We start from the raw sequence: 19,920 nt of genomic DNA on the forward strand, positions 1-19,920 counted from the left end.
AGATCAGAGTGCGCGGCAGGACCGGATATTGGATGCGAGGATGGCCTTGGCGCCGAGGTCCGCGAGTTCGTCCATGACTCCGTTGTGGCCCTTGATCGGGACCATCGCCCGGACCGCGACCCAGTTCTCGTCGGCGAGCGGCGACAGCGTCGGCGACTCCAGTCCGGGGGTGATCTTCAGCGCGTCGTCGAGGATCGTCTTGGGGCAGTCGTAGTCGAGCATCAGATTCTGCTGCGCGAAGACGATGCCACGCACCCGCTCGACCAACTGGTTGCGGGCGGAGTCGTCGGCGGGCGAACCGGCACGCTCGATGAGCACACCCTCGGAGTCGCACAGGGTGTCCCCGAACGCGACCAGGTTGTGCTGGCGCAGCGTGCGGCCGGAGCCGACGACGTCGGCGATGGCGTCGGCGACCCCGAGCTGGATCGAGATCTCCACGGCGCCGTCGAGGCGGATGACCGACGCCTCGATCCCGCGCGCGGAGAGGTCGTCGCGCACCAGGTTCGGGTAGGACGTGGCGATCCGGAGCCCGGCGAGGTCCTCCACCTTCCAGTCCTTGCCCGCGGGTGCGGCGTACCGGAACGTGGAGCGGCCGAAGCCGAGCGACAGCCGCTCGGCGACCGGCGCGCCCGAATCACGGGCGAGGTCGCGGCCGGTGATGCCGAGATCGAGTTCACCGGATCCGACGTAGATCGCGATGTCCTTGGGGCGCAGGAAGAAGAACTCGACCTGGTTGGACGGGTCGAGGACGGTCAGGTCGCGGGAGTCGGTGCGACGGCGGTAACCGGCCTCGGAGAGGATTTCGGCGGCGGACTCGGACAGCGAGCCCTTGTTCGGGACTGCGACGCGCAGCATGGCTGAGGGTTCCTTTCGGGAGCGGGTGGAGGAGTCTCGATCACCGATCACAGATGTCGGTAGACGTCCTCGAGTTTCAGGCCCTTACCCACCATCAGCACCTGCGTCCAGTACAGCAGTTGGGAGATCTCCTCGGCGAGCGCCTCGTCGCTCTCGTGCTCGGCGGCGATCCACACCTCACCCGCCTCTTCGAGGATCTTCTTTCCCTGCGAATGGACGCCGGCGTCCAGGGCGGCGACGGTGCCGGACCCCTCGGGGCGGGTAGCGGCACGCTCGGTCAGCTCGGCGAACAGGGATTCGAAGGTCTTCACGAGGACCCATTCTTTCACGCCGCCGCGGACCTCTCCGAACCGGTCACCACCCGAGTGTGCGGCGACTCTCGAACCGGCGGACCCGGCCCGAACGGGGATCGGTGAACTCGATGGCCCGCGCCAGCAACCGCAGCGGCGTCGAAAAGTCGCCGGGTTCGGATCGGCGGAAGTCCGGGTAGTAGTTGTCGCCCTCGATCGGCAGACCCAGCGACGACATGTGCAGCCGCAGTTGGTGCGTGCGGCCGGTCTTCGGCAGCAGCCGGTAGCGGGCGCGGCCGTCCCGGCTCTCGATGAGGTCGACGACGGTTTCGCTGTTCGGTTCCCCGGGCTCCTCCGTGGCGGTCATGATCCCGTGTTCCTTGACGATGCGGCTGCGGATGGTGCGCGGAAACTCCAGCGCGGGATCGTGTCCGGCGACGGCCTCGTATTCCTTGGTGACCTGCTGGGAGACGAACAGTTCCTGATAGGCCCGGCGGTCTTCGGGCCGGATCAGGAACACCAGCACACCGGCCGTCATCCGGTCGAGCCGGTGCGCCGGCGTGAGATCGGGGAGGTCGAGCGCACGCCGCAGCCGCACGACCGCCGTCTCGGTGATGTGCGCGCCCCGCGGGATGGTCGCGAGGAAATGGGGTTTGTCGATCACCACGAGGTGGTCGTCGCGGTGGAGGACGTCGATCTCGAACGGAACCGGGATCTCGGGTGCGGGGTCGCGGTAGAAGTACACGAACCGGGTCGGCGCATAGCGGGTGCCGCGGTCGACCACCCTGCCGTGTTCGTCGACGACATCCCCGGCGTCGATCAGCGACAGCCAGTGCGCCCGCTCGTCCGGGTACGTGTCGACCAGGAATTCGGCGACGGTCCTCGCGCCGAGCCCTGCCGGCATCCGGATGCGATCGGGACCGAGACCGCCCCGGACCGGCAGCGGTGCCCCGGCCACCTCAGCCCGCCCGGTTCTCGGTGCAGCCGGCGCACACGAGCACGAGTTCGCGGCCCCGGTCGTCCGGCAGATTCTCGTACCGGGACGTCGGACCGCCACATCGGGTGCAACGTCCCAGGGTCTTGGCCTGATCGCTGAACTCGATGGTCATCCGCTTGTCGAAGACGTACAGCGACCCCTCCCACAGACCCGTGTCACCGAACGCCTCGCCGTAGCGGACGATGCCGCCGTCGAGTTGGTAGACCTCACCGAATCCGCGCGAGCGCATCAGCGAGGACAGGACCTCGCACCGCACTCCCCCGGTGCAGTAGGTGACGACGGCCTTGTCCTTGAGATGGTCGTACTTGCCGCTGTCGAGTTCGTGCACGAAGTCGCGGGTGGTGGACACGTCCGGCACGACGGCATCCCGGAATCGGCCGATCTCGGCCTCGAAACCGTTGCGCCCGTCGAAGAAGACGACGTCGTCGCCGCGGCCCTCGACCAGCCGGTGCACCTCTTCCGGCGCCAGGTGGGTGCCGCCGCCGACGACGCCGTCCGCGTCCACCTTCAGCTCCCCCGGCGCACCGAACGTCACGATCTCCGGCCGCACCTTGACGCTGAGCCGCGGGAAGTCGTTCCCCAGCCCGTCCGACCACTTGATGTCGGCGTCCTTGAACGGCGCATAGCTGCGTGTGCCCTTCACGTACCGCTTGACGTCGCGGATGTCGCCGCCGACGGTCGCGTTGATGCCGTGCTCGGAGACGAGGATCCGTCCGGTCAGGTCGTGTGCCTCGGCGAGCGTGTACTGCCACAGCCGGATCGCCTCCGGGTCGGCGAGCGGAGTGAACACGTAGAACAGCACGATTTTCGGGACAGCCACGGGAAACCAGGATACCTAGAGACGCACACCGCTCGGCTGTGCCCAGGCCTCGGCCAGATCGGAACCCGTCAGACCCTCGAGACTGTCCCGGAACACCCGCCCCGGGCCGTCGGCCACCGGGATCTCGCACGGGACGACCAGGACGACGCAGCCCGCGGCCTGCGCGGACGCCGCGCCGGTGGGCGAGTCCTCGACGGCGAGACACTGCGACGGATGCAGCCCGAGCAGTTCGGCGCCCCGCAGGTACGGGTCGGGATGCGGTTTACCTGCCGGCACCTCGTCGCCGCACACCGAGTGGTCGAAGTGGTGCCTGCCGAGCGTCTCGAGTGCCCGCTCGGTGAGGCGCCGCTCGGTGTTGGTCACCAGCGCCGACCTCAGGCCGTGGGCCCGGGCGGTCCGCAGTGCGTCGTGGGCGCCCGGCCGCCACGGGATGCCGTCGCCGAACAGTTCCTCGACGCGGGTGAACATCCATTCCTTGGCGTCGGCGAGCGCCGCCGGATCCCGGTCGAGTCCGAGGGCGTCGAAGATGACACCGAGTGCATTGGCGCTGGACGCACCGATCGTCTTCAGCCGGGTCTCCTCGGTCATCGGCCCGCCCAGGTGCAGCGACAACTCGCGGACCGCGACGTCCCACATCCTCTCGGAATCGAGCAGCGTTCCGTCCATGTCCCACAGCACGCCTGCGAGACCGTCGAATGCCTCAGACATTGAAGTACTTCGCTTCGGGGTGGTGCAGCACGAATGCATCCGTGGACTGCTCGGGATGCAACTGCAGTTCCTCCGACAATTTCACACCGATCCGTTCCGGTTCGAGGAGAGCGACCATCTTCGCGCGGTCCTCCAGGTTGGGGCAGGCGCCGTACCCGAAGGAGTAACGGGCGCCGCGGTAGGCGAGGTCGAAGAATCCGGACACCTCCGACGGATCCTGCTCGCCGACGTTGTGGCCGCCGGGCAGCACGAGTTCCTCACGGACCCGCTGATGCCAGTACTCGGCCAGCGACTCCGTCAACTGCACGCCGATGCCGTGCACCTCGAGGTAGTCGCGGTACGCGTTGGCGGCGAACAGTTCGTTCGCGAAGTCCGCGATCGGCTGCCCCATGGTGACCAGCTGCATCGGGAACACGTCGACCTGACCGGTCTCCTTCGCCTCGGTGCGGGACCGGACGAAGTCGGCGACGCACAGGAACCGGTCGCGGTGCTGGCGCGGGAACGTGAACCGGAACCGTTCCTCCGCGTCGGGCGTCGGGTCGGTGAGCACGACCACGTCGTCACCCTCGGACACGGCGGGGAAATAGCCGTACACCACCGCGGCGTGCGCGAGGATTCCCTCGGTGCTGAGCCGGTCGAGCCAGTACCGCAGCCGGGGCCGGCCCTCGGTCTCCACCAGTTCCTCGTATGTGGGACCGTCGCCGGAACGCTGCCCGCGCAGGCCCCACTGCCCGAGGAACAGGGCGCGCTCGTCGAGCAGGCCCGAGTAGTCCGACAGCGACACGCCCTTCACGATCCGGTTGCCCCAGAACGGCGGGCTCGGGACCGCGATGTCGGTGGCCACGTCGGACCGCTCCGGCAGCTCGACCGGGACCTCGGCGGCCTTGCGCTTCTCCGCGATCCGCTTGGACCGCTCGTGGCGGGCCTTACGTTCGGCCGCCTTCTCGCGGGCCGCGATCGCTTCCGGGCTGTCCGGGTCCGGTGCGCCGCCCCGCTTGACGGCCATGATCTCGTCCATCTTGTGCAGGCCCTCGAACGCGTCGCGCGCATAGCTGACGTCGCCCTCGTACACCTCGGCCAGGTCGTTCTCCACGTACGAGCGGGTCAGCGCGGCACCGCCGAGGAGGACGGGGAACTTCTCCGCGACACCCTTGGCGTTGAGTTCCTGCAGGTTGTCCTTCATCACCACGGTGGACTTCACGAGCAGACCGGACATGCCGATGACGTCGGCCTTCTGCTCGATCGCCGCGTCGAGGATGGTGGCGATCGGCTGCTTGATGCCGAGGTTCACCACGTCGTATCCGTTGTTACTGAGGATGATGTCGACGAGGTTCTTGCCGATGTCGTGGACGTCGCCCTTCACGGTGGCGATGACGATGCGGCCCTTGCCGTCCTCGTCGGTGGCCTCCATGTGCGGTTCGAGGTACGCCACGGCCGCCTTCATCACCTCGGCGGACTGCAGCACGAACGGCAACTGCATCTGCCCGGACCCGAAGAGTTCGCCGACGGTCTTCATGCCGGACAGCAGGGTCTCGTTGATGATCGCGAGCGGCGGCTTCTCTTCCATCGCCGCGGTGAGGTCGTCGTCGAGGCCGTTGCGCTCACCGTCGACGATGCGCCGTTCCAGCCGCTCGAACAGCGGCAGCGCCGCCAGTTCCTGAGCGCGGGATTCGCGCGCCGACGCCGCCGAGACGCCCTCGAACAGTTCCATCAGCTTCTGCAGCGGGTCATAGCCCTCGCGACGGCGGTCGTAGACCAGGTCGAGTGCGGTTTCGCGCTGTTCGTCGGGGATCCGCGCCATCGGCAGGATCTTCGACGCGTGCACGATGGCCGTGTCCAGGCCCGCCTCTGTGCACTCGTGCAGGAACACCGAGTTCAGGACCTGCCGGGCGGCCGGGTTGAGGCCGAACGAGATGTTGGACACGCCGAGCGTGAAGTGCACCCGCGGGTGCCGCTTCTTCAGTTCGCGGATCGCCTCGATCGTCTCGATGCCGTCGCGGCGGACCTCCTCCTGACCGGTGGAGATCGGGAAGGTCAGCGCGTCGATGATGATGTCGGACTCGTCGAGACCCCAGTTCACGGTGATGTCTTCGAGCAGGCGCTCGGCGATGCGGACCTTGTGCTCGGCGGTGCGGGCCTGGCCCTCCTCGTCGATGGTCAGCGCGACGACGGCGGCGCCGTGCTCCTTGACGAGCCGCATGATCTTCTGGAACCGCGAGTCCGGTCCGTCGCCGTCCTCGTAGTTGACGGAGTTGACGGCGCACCGGCCGCCGAGGTGTTCGAGACCGGCCTGCAGGACCGCGGGCTCGGTGGAGTCGAGCATGATCGGCAGCGTCGACGACGTCGCGAACCGGCTCGCGAGGGCGGCCATGTCGGCCGCGCCGTCGCGTCCGACGTAGTCGACGTTGAGGTCGAGCATGTGGGCGCCGTCGCGGGTCTGATCCTTCGCGATGTCGAGGCACTTCTGGTAGTCCTCGGCGATCATCGCCTCACGAAATGCCTTGGAGCCGTTGGAGTTCGTGCGCTCACCGATCATCAGGATGCTGGCGTCCTGCTCGAACGGCACCGCCGTGTACAGCGACGACGTCCCCGACTCGTGCACCGGGTTGCGCGCGGCCTTCTCGACCAGGCGGACCGCGTCGGCGACCTGACGGATGTGCTCCGGGGTGGTGCCGCAGCAGCCGCCGACCAGACCGAGACCGAACTCGGTGACGAAGCCGCTGAGCGCCTCGGCGAGTTCCTCCGCGGTGAGCGGGTACTCGGCGCCGTTCGGGCCGAGCTGCGGCAGTCCGGCGTTGGGCATCACCGACACGGGAAGGGAGCTGTACTTGGACAGGTGGCGGAGATGTTCGCTCATCTCGGCGGGACCGGTCGCGCAGTTGAGCCCGATCATGTCGATGCCGAGCGGCTCGAGCGCGGTCAGCGCGGCACCGATCTCGCTGCCGAGCAGCATCGTGCCGGTGGTCTCGACCGTGACATGGGTGATGATCGGGAGCCGTGACCCCAGCGTCTCCATCGCCCGCTGACTGCCCAGGATGGCCGCCTTCACCTGCAGCAGGTCCTGGCAGGTCTCGACGAGAATCGCGTCGGCGCCCCCGTCGATCATGCCCATCGCGGCCTCCGCGTAGGCGTCGCGCAGGATCGCGAACGGCGCGTGGCCGAGCGTCGGCAACTTGGTTCCGGGGCCCATCGAGCCGAGGACGAAGCGGCCCATGCCGTCGCGTCCCGGCCCCATCTCGTCGGCGACCTCACGCGCCAGCCGGGTGCCCTTCTCGGCCAGTTCCCGGATACGGTCCGAAATGTCGTAATCGGCGAGGTTGGGGAGGTTGCACCCGAACGTGTTGGTCTCGACGGCGTCGGCCCCGGCCTCGAAATACGCGCGGTGGATCTCTTTCAGCACGTCAGGGCGGGTGTCGTTGAGAATTTCGTTGCAGCCTTCGAGCCCGAGGAAGTCGTCGAGCGTGAGGTCCGCGGCCTGCAACATGGTGCCCATGGCTCCGTCGCCGATGACAACGCGCTGGTTCAACGCATCGAGCAGGGCAGAGTGAAATGGCGCAGACATGCCGTCCAGACTAGTGGGCGCGGGAACCAACGCTGGCCGTAGGCTGGGTGGGTGAGTTCCAGTGAGTTCCCCGTCACGCCTGCGGGCCCCGACGACGACACCCCCGACACCGCGGACGACGGTGCCACCGACAGCGGCGTGCCCGTACTTCGTGACCCCGTTCTCGTCGCCGCCTTCGAGGGCTGGAACGACGCCGGCGACGCCGCGAGCGGAGCCGTCGAGCACCTCGAACTGACGTGGGACGCCCAGCCGCTGGCCGAGCTGGACTCCGAGGAGTACTACGACTACCAGGTCAACCGCCCCACGGTCCGGCAGGTCGACGGCGTCACCCGGGAGATCGTGTGGCCGGCCACCCGCCTGTCGGTGTGCTCGCCCCCGGGCAGCGACCGCGACGTGGTGCTGCTGCGCGGTATCGAACCGAACATGCGCTGGCGCAGCTTCTGCGAGGACCTCCTCGAGCTGATCGATCAACTGCAGATCAACACCGTGGTGATCCTCGGGGCGCTGCTCGCGGACACCCCGCACACGCGGCCGGTCCCGGTGACGGGCAGCGCGTACAGCAGCGAGGCCGCCGAACGGTTCAAGATCGAGCAGACCCGGTACGAGGGACCGACGGGGATCACCGGGGTGCTGCAGGACGCGTGCGTCCGGGCCGGAGTGCCCGCCGTGTCGTTCTGGGCGGCCGTGCCCCATTACGTGTCCCAGCCGCCGAACCCCAAGGCGACGGTGGCGTTGCTGCAGCGCGTCGAGGACGTCCTGGACATCGAGGTGCCGCTCGGGGAACTCCCGTCGCAGGCCGACGACTGGCAGGAAGCCGTCACCGAGATGACCGCGGACGACGAGGAAATCGGCGACTACGTCCGCTCCCTCGAGGAGCGGGGCGACGCCGAGACCGACATCTCCGAGGCCATCTCGAAGATCGACGGTGATGCGCTCGCGGCCGAGTTCGAGCGGTATCTGCGCAGGCGTGGGCCCGGCAGCTTCGGGCTGTGACGAGGAACTCGTCCGAGTCGCTTCGTTCCTCGCTCCAGCGCACGGCGCTCTACGCCGGCGGTTTCCTCGGCCCGTTCGGCGGCGGGGTGGTCGCCTCGATCCTTCCCGAGATCGGTGACGACCTCGGCGTGAGCGCGTCCGCCGCGGCAGGGTCGCTGACGGCGTACCTGCTGCCGTTCGCGTTGCTGATGCTGGTGTCGGGCACCCTGGGCGCCCGGTGGGGGCAGATGCGGACCGTGCGGATCGCGTACGGCGTCTATCTGCTGTCGTCGCTGGCCTGCTTCGCGGCGCCGACGCTGCCGCTCTTCCTCGGCGCGCGCGTGCTTCAGGGATGTTCCAACTCGTTCACGACGCCGCTGCTGCTGGCCGCGCTCGCCGCCTCGACGCCGAAGAAGCACCTCGGCCGGGCGCTGGGGATCTTCGGTGCCTTCCAGGCCGCGGGTCAGTCGAGCGCGCCGCTCGTCGGCGGCCTCGCGGCGGAGGTCGACTGGCGGCTCGCGTTCCTCGTCATCGCCCTCGTGGCCGCGGTGCTCGGTCTGGTCGGTGTTCCCGACAGCCCGCCCGCCGAGCCGGGGGCGGCGCGCCCGCGACTGCGGGACGCCCTCACCCCGTCGGTGCTGAGGATCGGGGTGGTCGCGCTCCTCGGCTGGGGCGCACTCGGTGGGCTGAGCTTCCTGGTCGCGTTCCGCGCCGAGGACGTGTTCGGCCTGAGCCCCACCCAGCGCGGCCTGCTGCTCACCGGGTTCGGCGTCGCCGGCATCCTCACCGCACGCCTCGTCGGCGGTGTCATCGACAAGTTCGGGGCCCGAGCCGCCGTGTTGATCGGCGCGTTCGGCGGGGCGGCTCTCGTCGCCGCCGCCGGGACAGTCTCGCTCCTCCCGGTCGTGGCGGTGGCGTGGTTCGCGGCCGGAACCGCAGGTCAGTTCATCCTGGTCGGCGTCAACGCCGCGGTGCTCGGGTCGCCGGGCCCGAACCGGGGCGGCGCGGTGTCCGTCGTGCAGGCGCTGCGGTTCACCGGCAACGCGCTCGCGCCGATCACCCTCACCCCGGTGTACGCGGTCTCGCCCGCCGCCGGCTTCCTTCTGCCGGCCCTGCTCCTCGCCGTGCTGGCCCCATTGCTGATGCCCCGCGACCGGCCACCTGCCTGACACTTTTCCGGGAGGGCTGTGAGCTGTTCTTGTTTCCCACGTAACGTACGCGCAGCGGTTACGACACGCCCGGGGCGCAACCTCAGTGCATGGCCCACACACCGAGTTCGAGCAAGCTGCTGGTCGTCGGCAACGGTATGGCCGGCGCCCGCACCGTCGAGGAGATCCTGCACCGCGGGGGGCGCGAGCGGTTCGAGATCACCATGATCGGCGACGAACCCTACGGAAACTACAACCGGATCATGCTCTCGCACGTGCTGTCCGGGGAGGCGGCCGTCGACGACGAGGATCTGATCCTCAACCCCATGGGCTGGTACACGGCGAACGGTGTGAAACTCCACGCCGGGGACCGCGCTCGACAGGTTCGCGAAGACCGTCACGTGCGAGAGCGGCCGCGTCGTCGACTACGACGTGCTGATCGTCGCCACGGGAAGCAACACGTTCTTTCCCAACATGGACGGACTGCGGGAGCACGACGGTCGCCTGGCCCGCGGGGTGTTCGGATTCCGCAACATCGCCGACACCAACGGGATGCTGCAGATGGCACAGGCACACGACGACGTGTCCGCGGTGGTGATCGGCGGCGGACTGCTCGGGCTCGAGGCCGCGTACGGGCTGCGGACGCAGGGGCTCACCGTCGACGTCGTGCACTCCCCCGGGCATCTGATGAACCAGCAACTCGACGAACGCGGCGGCAGCGTCCTGCGCGCCGAGATCGAGAAACTCGGTGTCGGCGTTCACACCTCGATGCGGACCACCGCCGTGCTGCGCGACGACGCCGGCCTGGTGACCGGGGTGTCGTTCGTCGACGGCTCCACGCTGGACGCCGACATGGTGGTCGTCACCGCGGGAATCCGGCCCAACACCGAACTGGCGCGGGCCGCAGGTCTGGTGGTCGAGCGCGGGATCGTCGTCGACGACCAGATGCGCTGCGAGGACGAGGGTTCGGTGTACGCCGTCGGCGAGTGCGCGCAGCACCGGGGAGAGACGTACGGCCTCGTGGCCCCGGTGTGGGAGCAGGCGGTCATCCTCGCGGACGTCCTCACCGGCTCCGATCCGGAAGCGGCCTATGTCGGTTCGCGCACCACCACCCAGCTGAAGGTCGCGGGGGTGGACGTGGCCGCGATGGGCGTCAAGGGGCCGGAGACCGCGGACGACGAATTCGTCCAATACTACGAACCACGCAGCGGCACGTACAAGAGTCTCGTCGTCCGGGACGGAAAGCTGATCGGCGCCACCCTGATGGGCGACATCAGCAAGGCGGGCTTCCTCACGCAAGCGTTCGACGGCAAGGTGCCGCTGCCCGAGGAGCGAATCAGCATGCTCTTCGACGTCGGCACACCCGCCGCCGCGACGAGTGTCGCCGACCTTCCCGACGACCTGCAGGTGTGCAACTGCAACGGTGTGAGCAAGGGCGATCTGGTGGCCTGCGTCCACTCCGGCGCGAAGACCCTCACCGACGTGTGCGCCACGACCCGCGCGGGCAAGGGTTGTGGGTCGTGCAAGGGACTCGTCGCCGACATCGTGGCCTGCGCCGCCGGCGGCGAACTCGAAGCGGACCCCTCCGCCGACTGGTACGTGCCGTGCATCCCGATGAGCAAGCCCGAGCTCACCGCGGCCATCCGGGAACGCGATCTGCGCGCCGTGTCCCAGGTGTTCGCCGAACTCGCGACGGACGCCAACGAGGACGCGTCCGCGAAGATGCCGCTCGCGTCACTGCTCCGCACGATCTGGGGGCCCGACTGGGTGGACGAGCGCGGCGCGCTGTTCATCAACGACCGCGTGCACGCCAACATCCAGCGCGACGGCACGTTCTCGGTGGTCCCGCAGATGAAGGGCGGTGTCACCACGCCGGACCAGCTCCGCAGGATCGCCGACGTCGCCGACAAGTACCGCGTGCCGCTCGTGAAGGTCACCGGTGGGCAGCGCATCGACCTGCTGGGCATCAAGAAGGAGGATCTCCCCAAGGTGTGGGGCGACCTCGACATGCCGTCCGGGTTCGCCTACGGCAAGAGCATGCGCACGGTGAAAACCTGTGTCGGAACGGACTTCTGCCGCTACGGTCTCGGCGATTCGACGAGCCTCGGCATCGCTCTCGAGGAGCGGTTCCAGGGTCTGGAGACGCCCGCGAAGCTGAAACTCGCGGTCGCCGGGTGCCCCCGCAACTGTTCCGAGGCCCTGTGCAAGGACTTCGGGGTGGTCGCGGTCGGCGACGGCCGCTGGGAGATCTACGTCGGCGGCGCCGCGGGCGCCCATATCCGCAAGGGCGATCTGCTGGCCACGGTCGAATCACCGGACGCCGTCGTGGAACTCGGCGGGCGGTTCATCCAGTACTACCGCGAGAACGCGAAATGGCTCGAACGCACCTACGATTTCGTGCCGCGGGTGGGACTCGAACATCTTCAGGCACTACTGGTCCGGGACGAGGAGGACATCGTGACGGGATTGGACGAGCGGATCCAGACGGCGGTGGACGGCTACCGGGATCCGTGGAAGGAGCGCAGCGCGCCGAAATCGCCGGCGCAGTTCGCTCCCTCGCTCCCGCTGCTGCCGCTCCCCCAGGTGCCGGTCCGATGACCGCCCTCATCGAGGGTCCCACCGAGTTCGCGGTGGGGCCGGTCAGCGACCTGACTCCGGGCGAGGGCCGGACGTACGTCGTGCAGGACCGGCAGGTGGCCGTATTCCTGCTGTCGGACGGCACCGTTCGGGCGATGGACGCGGTGTGCCCGCACAGGGGCGGCCCCCTCGCGGACGGGCAGATCGACGCCTCCGGCGTGATGTGCCCGCTCCACCAGTACGCGTTCGCCTTCGACACGGGCGCCTGCGGATCCGAGGGTGTGGGCTCGGTCCGCACGTACCCGGCATCGGTCCGCGAGGGGTCGGTCGTCGTGCACGTGTGAGGGCCCCCCCCTTAGGCTCGGCCCTGGTACGGCGTGCCTTTCGGGAAAACTGCGACACCGCTGTCATCATGAGGCGAGTGCCGCAGCTGAAGGGGCTCGTCGCATGGACAGATCGCTGATCGAGTGAGTACCGTCGCCAGTCCGGAAGGACGGCGCCGATCCGGAAACCATTCTCAGGCGGGTGACCGGGCCGCGGGAACCGTGTTCCGTACGGACATCGAGGGTCTGCGGGCCGTGGCAGTGCTGGCCGTGGTTCTCTTTCACGCGGGTGTGCCCGGGATCGACGGCGGATTCGCCGGTGTCGACGTCTTCTTCGTCGTCTCGGGGTTCCTCATCACCGGGCTGCTGTGGCGGGACGTGGCGGCCGACGGCCGCGTGGGGCTGGCCGAGTTCTACGGTGCGCGTGCCCGGCGACTGCTGCCTGCCGGGTGCGTCGTGCTGGTGGCCACCGCGATCGGCGCCGCCCTGCTCCTTCCCCCGCTGCAGGCCCGCGCGGTCCTCGGCGACGGGATCGCCAGCGCGCTCTACGTCGGCAACTACCGGCTGGCGCTGCACGGCACCGACTATCTGGCCGCCGACACGCCTCCGTCACCGTTCCAGCACTACTGGTCGCTCGGCGCCGAAGAGCAGTTCTATCTGCTGTGGCCTGCGCTGATCATCGGGGTCGCCTGGCTCGTGCGGCGCAGAACACGACGTCTCGACCCGGACCGCGCGCCGTCGACGACCCCGTATCTGGTGGTCCTCACCGTGGTCGCGGCGGTGTCGTTCGCGGTCTCGCTCGACTGGACCCGCACGCTGCCACCGTGGGCGTTCTTCTCGCTGCCCTCCCGCGCCTGGGAGCTGGCCGCGGGCGGGTTGGTCGCGCTGTCCGTTCGGCACTGGCGGCGGCTGCCGCCGGTGCTCGCTGCGGTCGCCGGATGGGTGGGTCTCGCACTGATCGTCCTCGCCTGTCTTCGGCTGGGCGAGAAGACGCCCTACCCCGGCACCGCTGCGCTGCTGCCCGTTCTCGGCACGGTGCTGGTGATCGGGGCGGGCTGTGCCGCACCGCGACGGGGAGTCGGCCGGGGCCTGTCCCTTCCACCGATGCGGGCGGTCGGGCGGGTGTCCTATTCCTGGTATCTCTGGCACTGGCCGGTGCTGCTGCTCGCGCCGATCGTGCTCGGCCGCTCCCTCGACCTGACCGATCGGCTGGCGATGGTCATGGTGGCCGTGGGTCTGGCCGGACTGACACTCACCCTGGTCGAGAACCCGGTCCGCTTCTCGGCTCCGCTGCGTCGCTCGGCCCCCCGCAGCCTCGTCCTCGGCGGAGCCGTCACCGCCGTCGCCGTCTGTGCGGCACTGGTCCTGCTGGTGGCGCGGCCGGTGCCGGTCGGACACGGCGCCGCGGCCGCGTCCCTCACCGTGTCCGCGCCGGCCGAATCGACCACTCCCGCAATCGATCCGCGTGACGCGGCGGTGACCGACATGACGGCACAGGTGCAGGCGGCGGTCGAGGAAGCCGCCGGGCTGCAGGCGGTCCCGTCGAACCTGTCGCCGCCGCTCGCCGACGCGCCGGCAGACAAGCCTGCGGTGTTCGTCAACGGCTGCGTGCGGTCGTGGCTCGAGGTGGGACAGGACGAGTGCGCGTCGGGAGACGTGACGTCCGCGACGACGGTGGCGCTGGTCGGGGATTCGCACGCCGCGATGTGGGCCCCGGCGTTCGAAGCGGCCGCCGAGCAGCATCATTGGCGGCTGGAGACGATGGGCAAGGTCACCTGCCCACTCCTCGACCTCCCCCTCACCAGCCCCTACCTCGGGCGGGAATACAGCGAGTGCGAGCAGTGGCGCGGCGAGATCCTGGAGCGGCTACGCGCCGAGCGGCCTCGGTTGGTCGTGCTGAGCATGTCCCGGCGGTACGGCGCCGATTTCGGTTTCAGCGTGTACGGCAGGCCCTGGCTCGACAGCCTGACCGGGCTGGTCACCCAACTCCGGGCCACGGGTGCTGCCGTCCTCGTCCTCGGGCCCGTTCCGGATCCGCAGTCGACCGTCCCGACGTGCCTGTCCGCGCACCTCGACGACGCGAGAGCCTGCTCGCCGCCGCGGCCGGTCGCGGTGAACGACGCCGGGGTCGCGGCCGAGGCGTCCGCCACCGCGGCAGGCGGAGGGCGGTACGCAGATCTCACCGCACTGTTCTGCACCGCCGAGCGCTGCCCGGTCGTCGTCGGCAACGACCTCGTGTACCGCGACGACAACCACCTGACGCTCGAACACGCGCAGGCACTCTCGCCCGTGATCGCCGCGCTGGCCGACCGCGCACTCGCGCAGGGCTGAGGTCTGCCGGCGAAAATAATCCGGTTCGGATGTCACATTCGGCTCGTGGCCGGTGTCTCTATGCCGAGAACATTCCAACCGGAGGAGGAAGCATGACCAGGATCCCGCAGGCCGAGCTGACCGGCATCTACGGTGCGGTCGTCAAGCGGATGTCCCGCAAGATGCTCGGCGACGTTCCCGACGGAGTGGGAGTCGTGTGGCACAACCGCAAGGTGACGAACTTCAGTTTCAGCCTCGGTCGCAAGATACAGAAATGGGACCGGTGTGACGAGAATCTGAAATCGTTCGCACACATGGCGGTCGCGAGCATGGTCGGCTGCGGCTTCTGCCTGGACTACGGCTATTTCCAAGCCCACAACAAGGGACTGGACGAGACGAAGGCGCGCGAGGTGCCGCGGTGGCGCGAGTCGGACGTCTTCACGCCGCTGGAGCGGGACGTCCTGGAGTACGCCGAGGCGATGACGCTGACGCCACCGACCGTCACCGACGACCTGTCGGCCAGGCTCCTGGGGGCACTCGGTCCCGCCGCGCTGGTGGAACTGACCGCGTTCATCGCACTGACGAACTTCATGACCCGCTCCAACACCGCGTTCGGCATCGAGTCGCAGGGCCTCGCCGCGTCGTGTGGCCTGAAGCCGCTGAGCGCACGCCCGACGACCCGCACTCAGCCGACGTCGTAGGACAGGACGAACTCGAAGCCGCCGTCGCCGGGTCCGGCGATGGACAGGTCCGCGCTGCCGCGCAGGTCGGTCAGACCGCCCGTGCCCATACCCGGCACCACCTCGATCCGTGCAGACACGGAACCCTGGTCCTGGCTGCCGAGGTGCTGGAACACGCACGTTCCGTCGTGCCCGCCGATCGAGCCCTCGAAGCGCTCGAGGCCGAGCACCGGCGCGGCATCGGCCTTGTACGCGATCAGGTAGGCCACCGTGCTCGTTCCTTCGATGTCCCCGGAGTACGAGTATTCGACGTCCGCGCGGGTGGCGCCGCGCGCGGGGTAGTAGGTGTCGCCGGCCGTCGTACCTTCGCCGTCGATGTCGGTGATCACCGATTCCGACCACGACGCGATGGTGAATTTGCTTCGAGCAGTGTGTAAGTAGCCCATGTCAGGAGACTCTAGGTACGCGACGGCGTGGTGTTCTTGAACATTCGCGACACTAGGATGGGCGAGTGCCGAATGTGCCAGGACACCCCGAGGCGATCGTCCGCCCGACCGCCGACGCATCCGGTTTCGAGGTCGAACGAATCGCTCCCCGACCGGATTTGGCAGAGTTCGTCGACTACCACTGGCTGGTGAGATGGTCGGTGTCGAAGCCTCATCGGCAGCAGGTGGTTCCCCAGCCGCGCGTTCACATCGGCGCCGAGGACGGACAGTTGCTGGTGCACGGGATCTCCCGGTCGCCGTTCTACCGAACGCTGACGGGACACGGCCACGTGCTGGGAGCCGCCTTCCACGCCGGCGGGTTCCGGCCTCTGCTGAAGGGGAGTCTCGGTGCGATCTCTGGAACCGTCCAGCCCGGACGGGATCTGCTCGACGGTGACGACCGCCCGGTCGCGGAACGGATCCTCGCCGGCACGGACAGCGCGGAGATGATCGACGCCTTCGAGCGGTACCTTCTGCGCACCGATCCCGTTCCGGATCCCACGGGACGGCAGGTCACGGCTCTCGTCGGCGACGCCCAGCGCCGCCGGGACATCGTCCGCGCAGACCAGCTCGCCGCACACGCCGGCTGCAGCCTGCGCACTCTGCAACGACTGTTCACCGAGTACGTCGGCATCGGACCGAAGTGGGTGATCCAGCGGTTTCGCATCCTCGACGCGGCCGCCGCCGCCCACTCTGGCGAGAGGATCGCCTGGTCTGCGCTCGCCTACGAATTGGGATTCAGCGACCAGGCTCACCTGACCCGGGTCTTCACCCAGGTCGTCGGTACACCGCCTGCCACCTATCAGCGCGCGAACGGCCTGCCGTAGCGCGTCCGGCTCCGCCGCTCAGCCGGCGAAGCCGAGTCCCCGCTTCGCGAGTTCCTCTTCGAGGATCCGGATCGCTTTCGGTCCGACGCCGTGGATTTTCAACAGCTCCTTGGCGGTGACCATCGTCAGTTGATCGAAACGCGTGTAGCCGTGAGAGGCGAGCTCGCGACGGGAGACCTTCCCCATGCTCGCCGGGAATTCCGTCTCGCCTGCGGTGTCGGAAGACGACATGTCCGTCCTTTCTCCTCGGCGTGCGCCGATGCCGCCCACATCGTATGTGGCCGTGCGCCGTAGGCGCGCGTGCGTCATGCCGGCGGGGCGTCGTCCGCGGTGTGCAGGTGCGCCCGCTCCCCGTCGTGGTCGAAGATCGTGAGGATCTCCACCGGACCGTCGTGGGCGCCGATGGAGTGCGGCACCATGGTCGAGAACTCCGCTGCCGCACCCGCTTCGATCAGGATGGTCCGCTCACCCAGTTGCAGGCGGGCTGTCCCCGACAGCACCGTGAACCACTCGTGACCGGGGTGCACGCAGACGTGTTCCGGGCCGGCAGGCCGTTCGGGGGTGATGCGCATCTTCGCCACTGTCGCGCCGTGGAGGGCGCGTTCGCGGGACAGGAGCCAGGTTGTGAGGCCTCGCGTCTGTTCGGGCATCGGCCGGATCACCACGTCCTCGTCGTCGACGGACTCGACGAGCTGATCGAGCGTGGTGCCGAGAGCCCGTGCAATCGGAACCAGTTGATCGAGGGCGATCCGGCGATGGCCCGTCTCGATGCGGCTCAGCGTGGACGGACTGAGGAAGCAGCGAGCAGCGAGCGCGTCGAGTGACCAGCCGCGGGCCACCCGAAGGCCCCGGATGCGTTGCCGGATCACACCGTCCAACCCGAGTTCTTGCGTCATACGCAAGAGTATATGCGCATAGCGCAGGTCACGGCTAGCCTGGAGTTCATGACACAGCATTCACACCACCACGCCCACCACCACGACGAGCACACCCCGGCGCACGAGACCGCGCTGGCAGATCTCCTCGAATTGGACGCCGAGATCTTCGGCTCCTATCTGGACCAGGTGGCCGAGTGGGCGGGACGGCGCGTCGGGGAGGCGCCGCGCCGGGTCGTCGACGTGGGCGCGGGTACGGGCGTCGGCAGCCTGGCGCTGGCTCGGCGGTTCCCCGCGGCGGAGGTCATCGCGATCGACAGGTCGGAGGTGATGCTCGAGCGCGTCCGCGCAGCCGCGCTCGGGCAGGGCATGGCCGACCGGGTGAGCGGCGTGCACGCCGATCTGAATGCCGGCTGGCCCGCGGTCGAGGCAGCGGACGTCGTGTGGGCGGCCTCCTCCTTGCACGAGGTCTCCGACCCCGACCGGGTGCTCCGCGACATGTACGCCGCGCTGAACCCCGACGGCGTGCTGGTGCTCGTCGAGATGGACGCTCTGCCCCGCCTCCTGCCCGACGACCTCGGCCTGGGCCGCCCGGGCCTGGAGTCGCGCTGCCACGAGGCCCTGGCGCGGATGGACTGGAACGCGCACCCGAACTGGCGGGCCCACGTGGAGCGGGCCGGTTTCGGGGACGTCGAGCAGCGCAGTTTCACCAGCGAGGCACGTCCTGCCCCGCAGAGCACCGGACGCTACGCCCACACCTTTCTGCGCCGCGTCCGCTCGGCCCTCGACGGACAACTGGCAGCCGACGACCGCGACACTCTCGATCGCCTCCTCTCGGACGACGGCCCCGACAGCGTCCTGCACCGTGGGGACCTGACGGTGCGCGGCAGCCGGACCGCCTGGACCGCCCGACGCCCCTGAAACAGGCGGTGTGCGTCCCGTACGCCCTGTTCCGCGACGGCCGCCCCGGCGCAGGCCTTCGCGGATCTTCTCGCCGGCACCGGCCGCCATCGGCAGGAAGCGGAGCATCTCCTCGGCTGGATGACCGAGAACGTGACCGAGTGGAGAACGGCCCTCGGCGCGCCGACGACGACCTGGCCGAGCACTCGCCGTCGGCGAAACTCCTGGAGTGTGTGCAATACGACCACGCCACGCCGCGCGTGATGGCGCGCACAAGCACCCTCGGGTAGCAGGATGTACATCTTGTGGCCTCACCGACCGAGTCGGACAGGCTGACGGAAGTCGCAATCCGTTCGCAACACGAATAGGGGTTCTCGCATGTCCATGGGAGTCGGGCTCAGGATCGGCAGTGTCGTGTCCACCGCGGTGGTGGCGTCGAACGATCCAGGATCCCCGGATCCGGTCGTCATCGTCCGCGACACCGTCCTGCACATGTGCCCGGACGGCACCGCGATTCTCGGCGGATCGGCGCCGCACACGATCGGCGACACCCACACCGTGTCGGGGTTCCTTCCTCGCGTGGGCGACCCGGCCGGTGTCGCGGTGGGTGACGGATCGCGGTACCGCGCCGAAGACCTGGTCGCGGGCGCGATGCGATGCCTGCTCCGCGAGTGTGAACCTCTCCCCGACCACGGTGGCCGGACCGGCGGCGCCCCCGACATCATGGCCACCTATCCGACCCGCTGGGACTCGGCCGCGGTCGCAGCGCTCCGCGACGCGCTGGACTACGCCGACATGTCGTACCTGTCCCTGGTCTCGGACGCCGAAGCCGCCGCGGCCTGGTTCGAATCCGAGATCGCCGAACGCCCCGGGCAGTTGGTCGGCATCTATCACGTCGACGACACCGGATCGACCGTCGCGCTGATTCGCTCGGGTGTCGAGGCGGGCAAGGCGTTCCGGTTCTCCTCGGGAGGCTCCCCGACGGCCCAGATCGCCACCGCGCTCGGCGCGTTCGGCTGGCTGCCCGGCAACCTCGATGCCGTGGTCGTCACAGGTGACGGCCTGATCGCGCGGGACTCCGCGGCCGTTCACGGATTCGCGGCCACGATCGGCGAGAAGTTCGACGTCCGGTGTGTCGTCGGTCCCGGCCCCGAGCAGACCTCGGCGCTCGGTGCCGCCATCCGCGCCGCCGGGTTCAATCCGACCACCCACAAGGTCACCCCGATCGGCCTGCCGCCGTCGTACGACGTCACCGAGGTGATCGACGCCGTCGTCGGCGAGCCCGTGCCGTCGACCTCCCCAACCCCGACCCGGCCGGCCACACGCACGCAGAACCCCGCCACCGCGGCCGCAGTGGGCGCCTCCCCCGCGCGAGCGTCGGGCGGAACGGCAGTCGCGACGCCGCCGGAACCGCGCGCCGTCGCGCAGTCCGGGGAAGATTCCGACAGCGCGTCCCGGGCGTCCTGGCTCGTCGCCGCGGCGGTCGGGCTGGCGCTCGTGCTGGTCGCGATCGTCTTCGTGCTGTTCGTCCTCTGATCGCCCCGCTGCCCCTCGTCGTTGCTGCTGCGGGGTGCGGAGTACGGATCGGCAC

At 69.2% G+C, this 19,920-nt stretch carries 18 protein-coding genes and 1 pseudogene; 10 read left to right on the top strand and 9 right to left on the bottom strand.

Features of this window, described 5'->3' with window-relative positions; genetic code table 11:
- Window positions 1-3: 3 nt before the first annotated feature.
- From hisG to metH, 6 genes are read right to left on the bottom strand one after another with little or no spacing between them, the layout of a single operon-like run.
- A complete protein-coding gene (gene hisG / locus ROP_RS02805; RefSeq protein ID WP_012687844.1) occupies window positions 4-855 on the bottom strand; it encodes an ATP phosphoribosyltransferase in 852 nt (283 codons plus the stop codon).
- A 47-nt stretch (window positions 856-902) separates the two neighbouring features.
- Window positions 903-1,184: a phosphoribosyl-ATP diphosphatase gene (locus ROP_RS02810; RefSeq protein ID WP_012687845.1), complete on the bottom strand. Its 282-nt coding sequence runs from the start codon at window positions 1,182-1,184 to the stop codon at window positions 903-905.
- 25 nt (window positions 1,185-1,209) lie between these two features.
- A complete protein-coding gene (locus tag ROP_RS02815; RefSeq protein ID WP_012687846.1) occupies window positions 1,210-2,103 on the bottom strand; it encodes a pseudouridine synthase in 894 nt (297 codons plus the stop codon).
- A 1-nt stretch (window position 2,104) separates the two neighbouring features.
- A complete protein-coding gene (locus tag ROP_RS02820; protein ID WP_012687847.1) occupies window positions 2,105-2,962 on the bottom strand; it encodes a rhodanese-related sulfurtransferase in 858 nt (285 codons plus the stop codon).
- A gap of 15 nt (window positions 2,963-2,977) precedes the next feature.
- Window positions 2,978-3,670 carry an HAD family hydrolase gene (locus ROP_RS02825; RefSeq protein ID WP_012687848.1) on the bottom strand — a complete coding sequence of 231 codons (693 nt, stop codon included), beginning with the start codon at window positions 3,668-3,670 and terminating at the stop codon, window positions 2,978-2,980.
- Complete coding sequence (metH, locus tag ROP_RS02830; protein WP_012687849.1) at window positions 3,663-7,232, bottom strand: methionine synthase; 3,570 nt, start codon at window positions 7,230-7,232, stop codon at window positions 3,663-3,665. The genes ROP_RS02825 and metH overlap by 8 nt, the downstream gene beginning before the upstream one ends.
- A gap of 51 nt (window positions 7,233-7,283) precedes the next feature.
- Here metH and ROP_RS02835 point away from each other — a divergent pair, with 51 nt between their 5' ends.
- The 6 genes and pseudogenes from ROP_RS02835 (at window position 7,284) to ROP_RS02860 (ending at window position 15,263) form a co-directional block, all read left to right on the top strand.
- Window positions 7,284-8,225 carry a PAC2 family protein gene (locus ROP_RS02835; RefSeq protein WP_012687850.1) on the top strand — a complete coding sequence of 314 codons (942 nt, stop codon included), beginning with the start codon at window positions 7,284-7,286 and terminating at the stop codon, window positions 8,223-8,225.
- A complete protein-coding gene (locus ROP_RS02840) occupies window positions 8,222-9,373 on the top strand; it encodes an MFS transporter (protein ID WP_012687851.1) in 1,152 nt (383 codons plus the stop codon). The genes ROP_RS02835 and ROP_RS02840 overlap by 4 nt, the downstream gene beginning before the upstream one ends.
- Before the next feature lie 89 nt (window positions 9,374-9,462).
- Window positions 9,463-11,950, top strand: a pseudogene (gene nirB, locus ROP_RS02845) (nitrite reductase large subunit NirB).
- Window positions 11,947-12,273: a Rieske (2Fe-2S) protein gene (locus ROP_RS02850; RefSeq protein WP_012687853.1), complete on the top strand. Its 327-nt coding sequence runs from the start codon at window positions 11,947-11,949 to the stop codon at window positions 12,271-12,273. Before nirB ends, ROP_RS02850 begins: the two are co-directional and overlap by 4 nt.
- A 123-nt stretch (window positions 12,274-12,396) precedes the next feature.
- Window positions 12,397-14,583, top strand: a complete 2,187-nt coding sequence (locus tag ROP_RS02855) for an acyltransferase family protein (protein WP_012687854.1) — start codon at window positions 12,397-12,399, stop codon at window positions 14,581-14,583.
- Window positions 14,584-14,675: 92 nt separating this feature from the next.
- Window positions 14,676-15,263 carry a carboxymuconolactone decarboxylase family protein gene (locus tag ROP_RS02860; RefSeq protein ID WP_012687855.1) on the top strand — a complete coding sequence of 196 codons (588 nt, stop codon included), beginning with the start codon at window positions 14,676-14,678 and terminating at the stop codon, window positions 15,261-15,263.
- Here ROP_RS02860 and ROP_RS02865 read toward each other — a convergent pair.
- Window positions 15,248-15,688, bottom strand: coding sequence for a DUF3224 domain-containing protein (locus ROP_RS02865; protein ID WP_012687856.1), 441 nt, complete (start codon window positions 15,686-15,688; stop codon window positions 15,248-15,250). The two genes, ROP_RS02860 and ROP_RS02865, sit on opposite strands and share 16 nt — an antisense overlap.
- Window positions 15,689-15,753: 65 nt before the next feature.
- On the opposite strand from ROP_RS02865, the gene ROP_RS02870 reads away from it, so the two are divergent.
- The gene (locus ROP_RS02870; RefSeq protein WP_012687857.1) at window positions 15,754-16,554 is read left to right on the top strand and encodes a helix-turn-helix domain-containing protein; all 801 of its coding nucleotides are present in this window, start codon (window positions 15,754-15,756) and stop codon (window positions 16,552-16,554) included.
- Window positions 16,555-16,572: 18 nt separating this feature from the next.
- Here ROP_RS02870 and ROP_RS02875 read toward each other — a convergent pair whose 3' ends face one another.
- Complete coding sequence (locus tag ROP_RS02875) at window positions 16,573-16,785, bottom strand: hypothetical protein (protein ID WP_012687858.1); 213 nt, start codon at window positions 16,783-16,785, stop codon at window positions 16,573-16,575.
- 74 nt (window positions 16,786-16,859) lie between these two features.
- Window positions 16,860-17,450: a helix-turn-helix domain-containing protein gene (locus ROP_RS02880; protein WP_012687859.1), complete on the bottom strand. Its 591-nt coding sequence runs from the start codon at window positions 17,448-17,450 to the stop codon at window positions 16,860-16,862.
- A 48-nt stretch (window positions 17,451-17,498) separates the two neighbouring features.
- Here ROP_RS02880 and ROP_RS02885 point away from each other — a divergent pair, with 48 nt between their 5' ends.
- The 3 genes from ROP_RS02885 to ROP_RS02890 all read left to right on the top strand — a co-directional run bounded on the left by ROP_RS02885 (window position 17,499) and on the right by ROP_RS02890 (window position 19,865).
- Entirely contained in the window at window positions 17,499-18,350 is an 852-nt protein-coding gene (locus ROP_RS02885; RefSeq protein ID WP_012687860.1) for a class I SAM-dependent methyltransferase, read from the top strand.
- A 140-nt stretch (window positions 18,351-18,490) separates the two neighbouring features.
- The gene (locus ROP_RS44790; RefSeq protein WP_269454431.1) at window positions 18,491-18,619 is read left to right on the top strand and encodes a hypothetical protein; all 129 of its coding nucleotides are present in this window, start codon (window positions 18,491-18,493) and stop codon (window positions 18,617-18,619) included.
- Between the two features lie 88 nt (window positions 18,620-18,707).
- On the top strand, window positions 18,708-19,865 hold the full coding sequence (locus ROP_RS02890) for a hypothetical protein (RefSeq protein ID WP_012687861.1): 1,158 nt from the start codon (window positions 18,708-18,710) through the stop codon (window positions 19,863-19,865).
- Window positions 19,866-19,920: the final 55 nt, after the last annotated feature.

Source organism: Rhodococcus opacus B4 (assembly GCF_000010805.1).
Lineage (GTDB): Bacteria > Actinomycetota > Actinomycetes > Mycobacteriales > Mycobacteriaceae > Rhodococcus_F > Rhodococcus_F opacus_C.

Bases quoted from the DNA above. Each gene is read 5' to 3' on its own strand.
- ROP_RS02860 (WP_012687855.1), top strand. From the start codon at position 14,676: ATGACCAGGATCCCGCAGGCCGAGCTGACCGGCATCTACGGTGCGGTC.
- metH (WP_012687849.1), bottom strand. From the start codon at position 7,232: ATGTCTGCGCCATTTCACTCTGCCCTGCTCGATGCGTTGAACCAGCGC.
- ROP_RS02875 (WP_012687858.1), bottom strand. From the start codon at position 16,785: ATGTCGTCTTCCGACACCGCAGGCGAGACGGAATTCCCGGCGAGCATG.
- ROP_RS02825 (WP_012687848.1), bottom strand. From the start codon at position 3,670: ATGTCTGAGGCATTCGACGGTCTCGCAGGCGTGCTGTGGGACATGGAC.
- ROP_RS02890 (WP_012687861.1), top strand. From the start codon at position 18,708: ATGTCCATGGGAGTCGGGCTCAGGATCGGCAGTGTCGTGTCCACCGCG.
- hisG (WP_012687844.1), bottom strand. From the start codon at position 855: ATGCTGCGCGTCGCAGTCCCGAACAAGGGCTCGCTGTCCGAGTCCGCC.
- ROP_RS02880 (WP_012687859.1), bottom strand. From the start codon at position 17,450: ATGACGCAAGAACTCGGGTTGGACGGTGTGATCCGGCAACGCATCCGG.
- ROP_RS02865 (WP_012687856.1), bottom strand. From the start codon at position 15,688: ATGGGCTACTTACACACTGCTCGAAGCAAATTCACCATCGCGTCGTGG.
- ROP_RS02885 (WP_012687860.1), top strand. From the start codon at position 17,499: ATGACACAGCATTCACACCACCACGCCCACCACCACGACGAGCACACC.
- ROP_RS02850 (WP_012687853.1), top strand. From the start codon at position 11,947: ATGACCGCCCTCATCGAGGGTCCCACCGAGTTCGCGGTGGGGCCGGTC.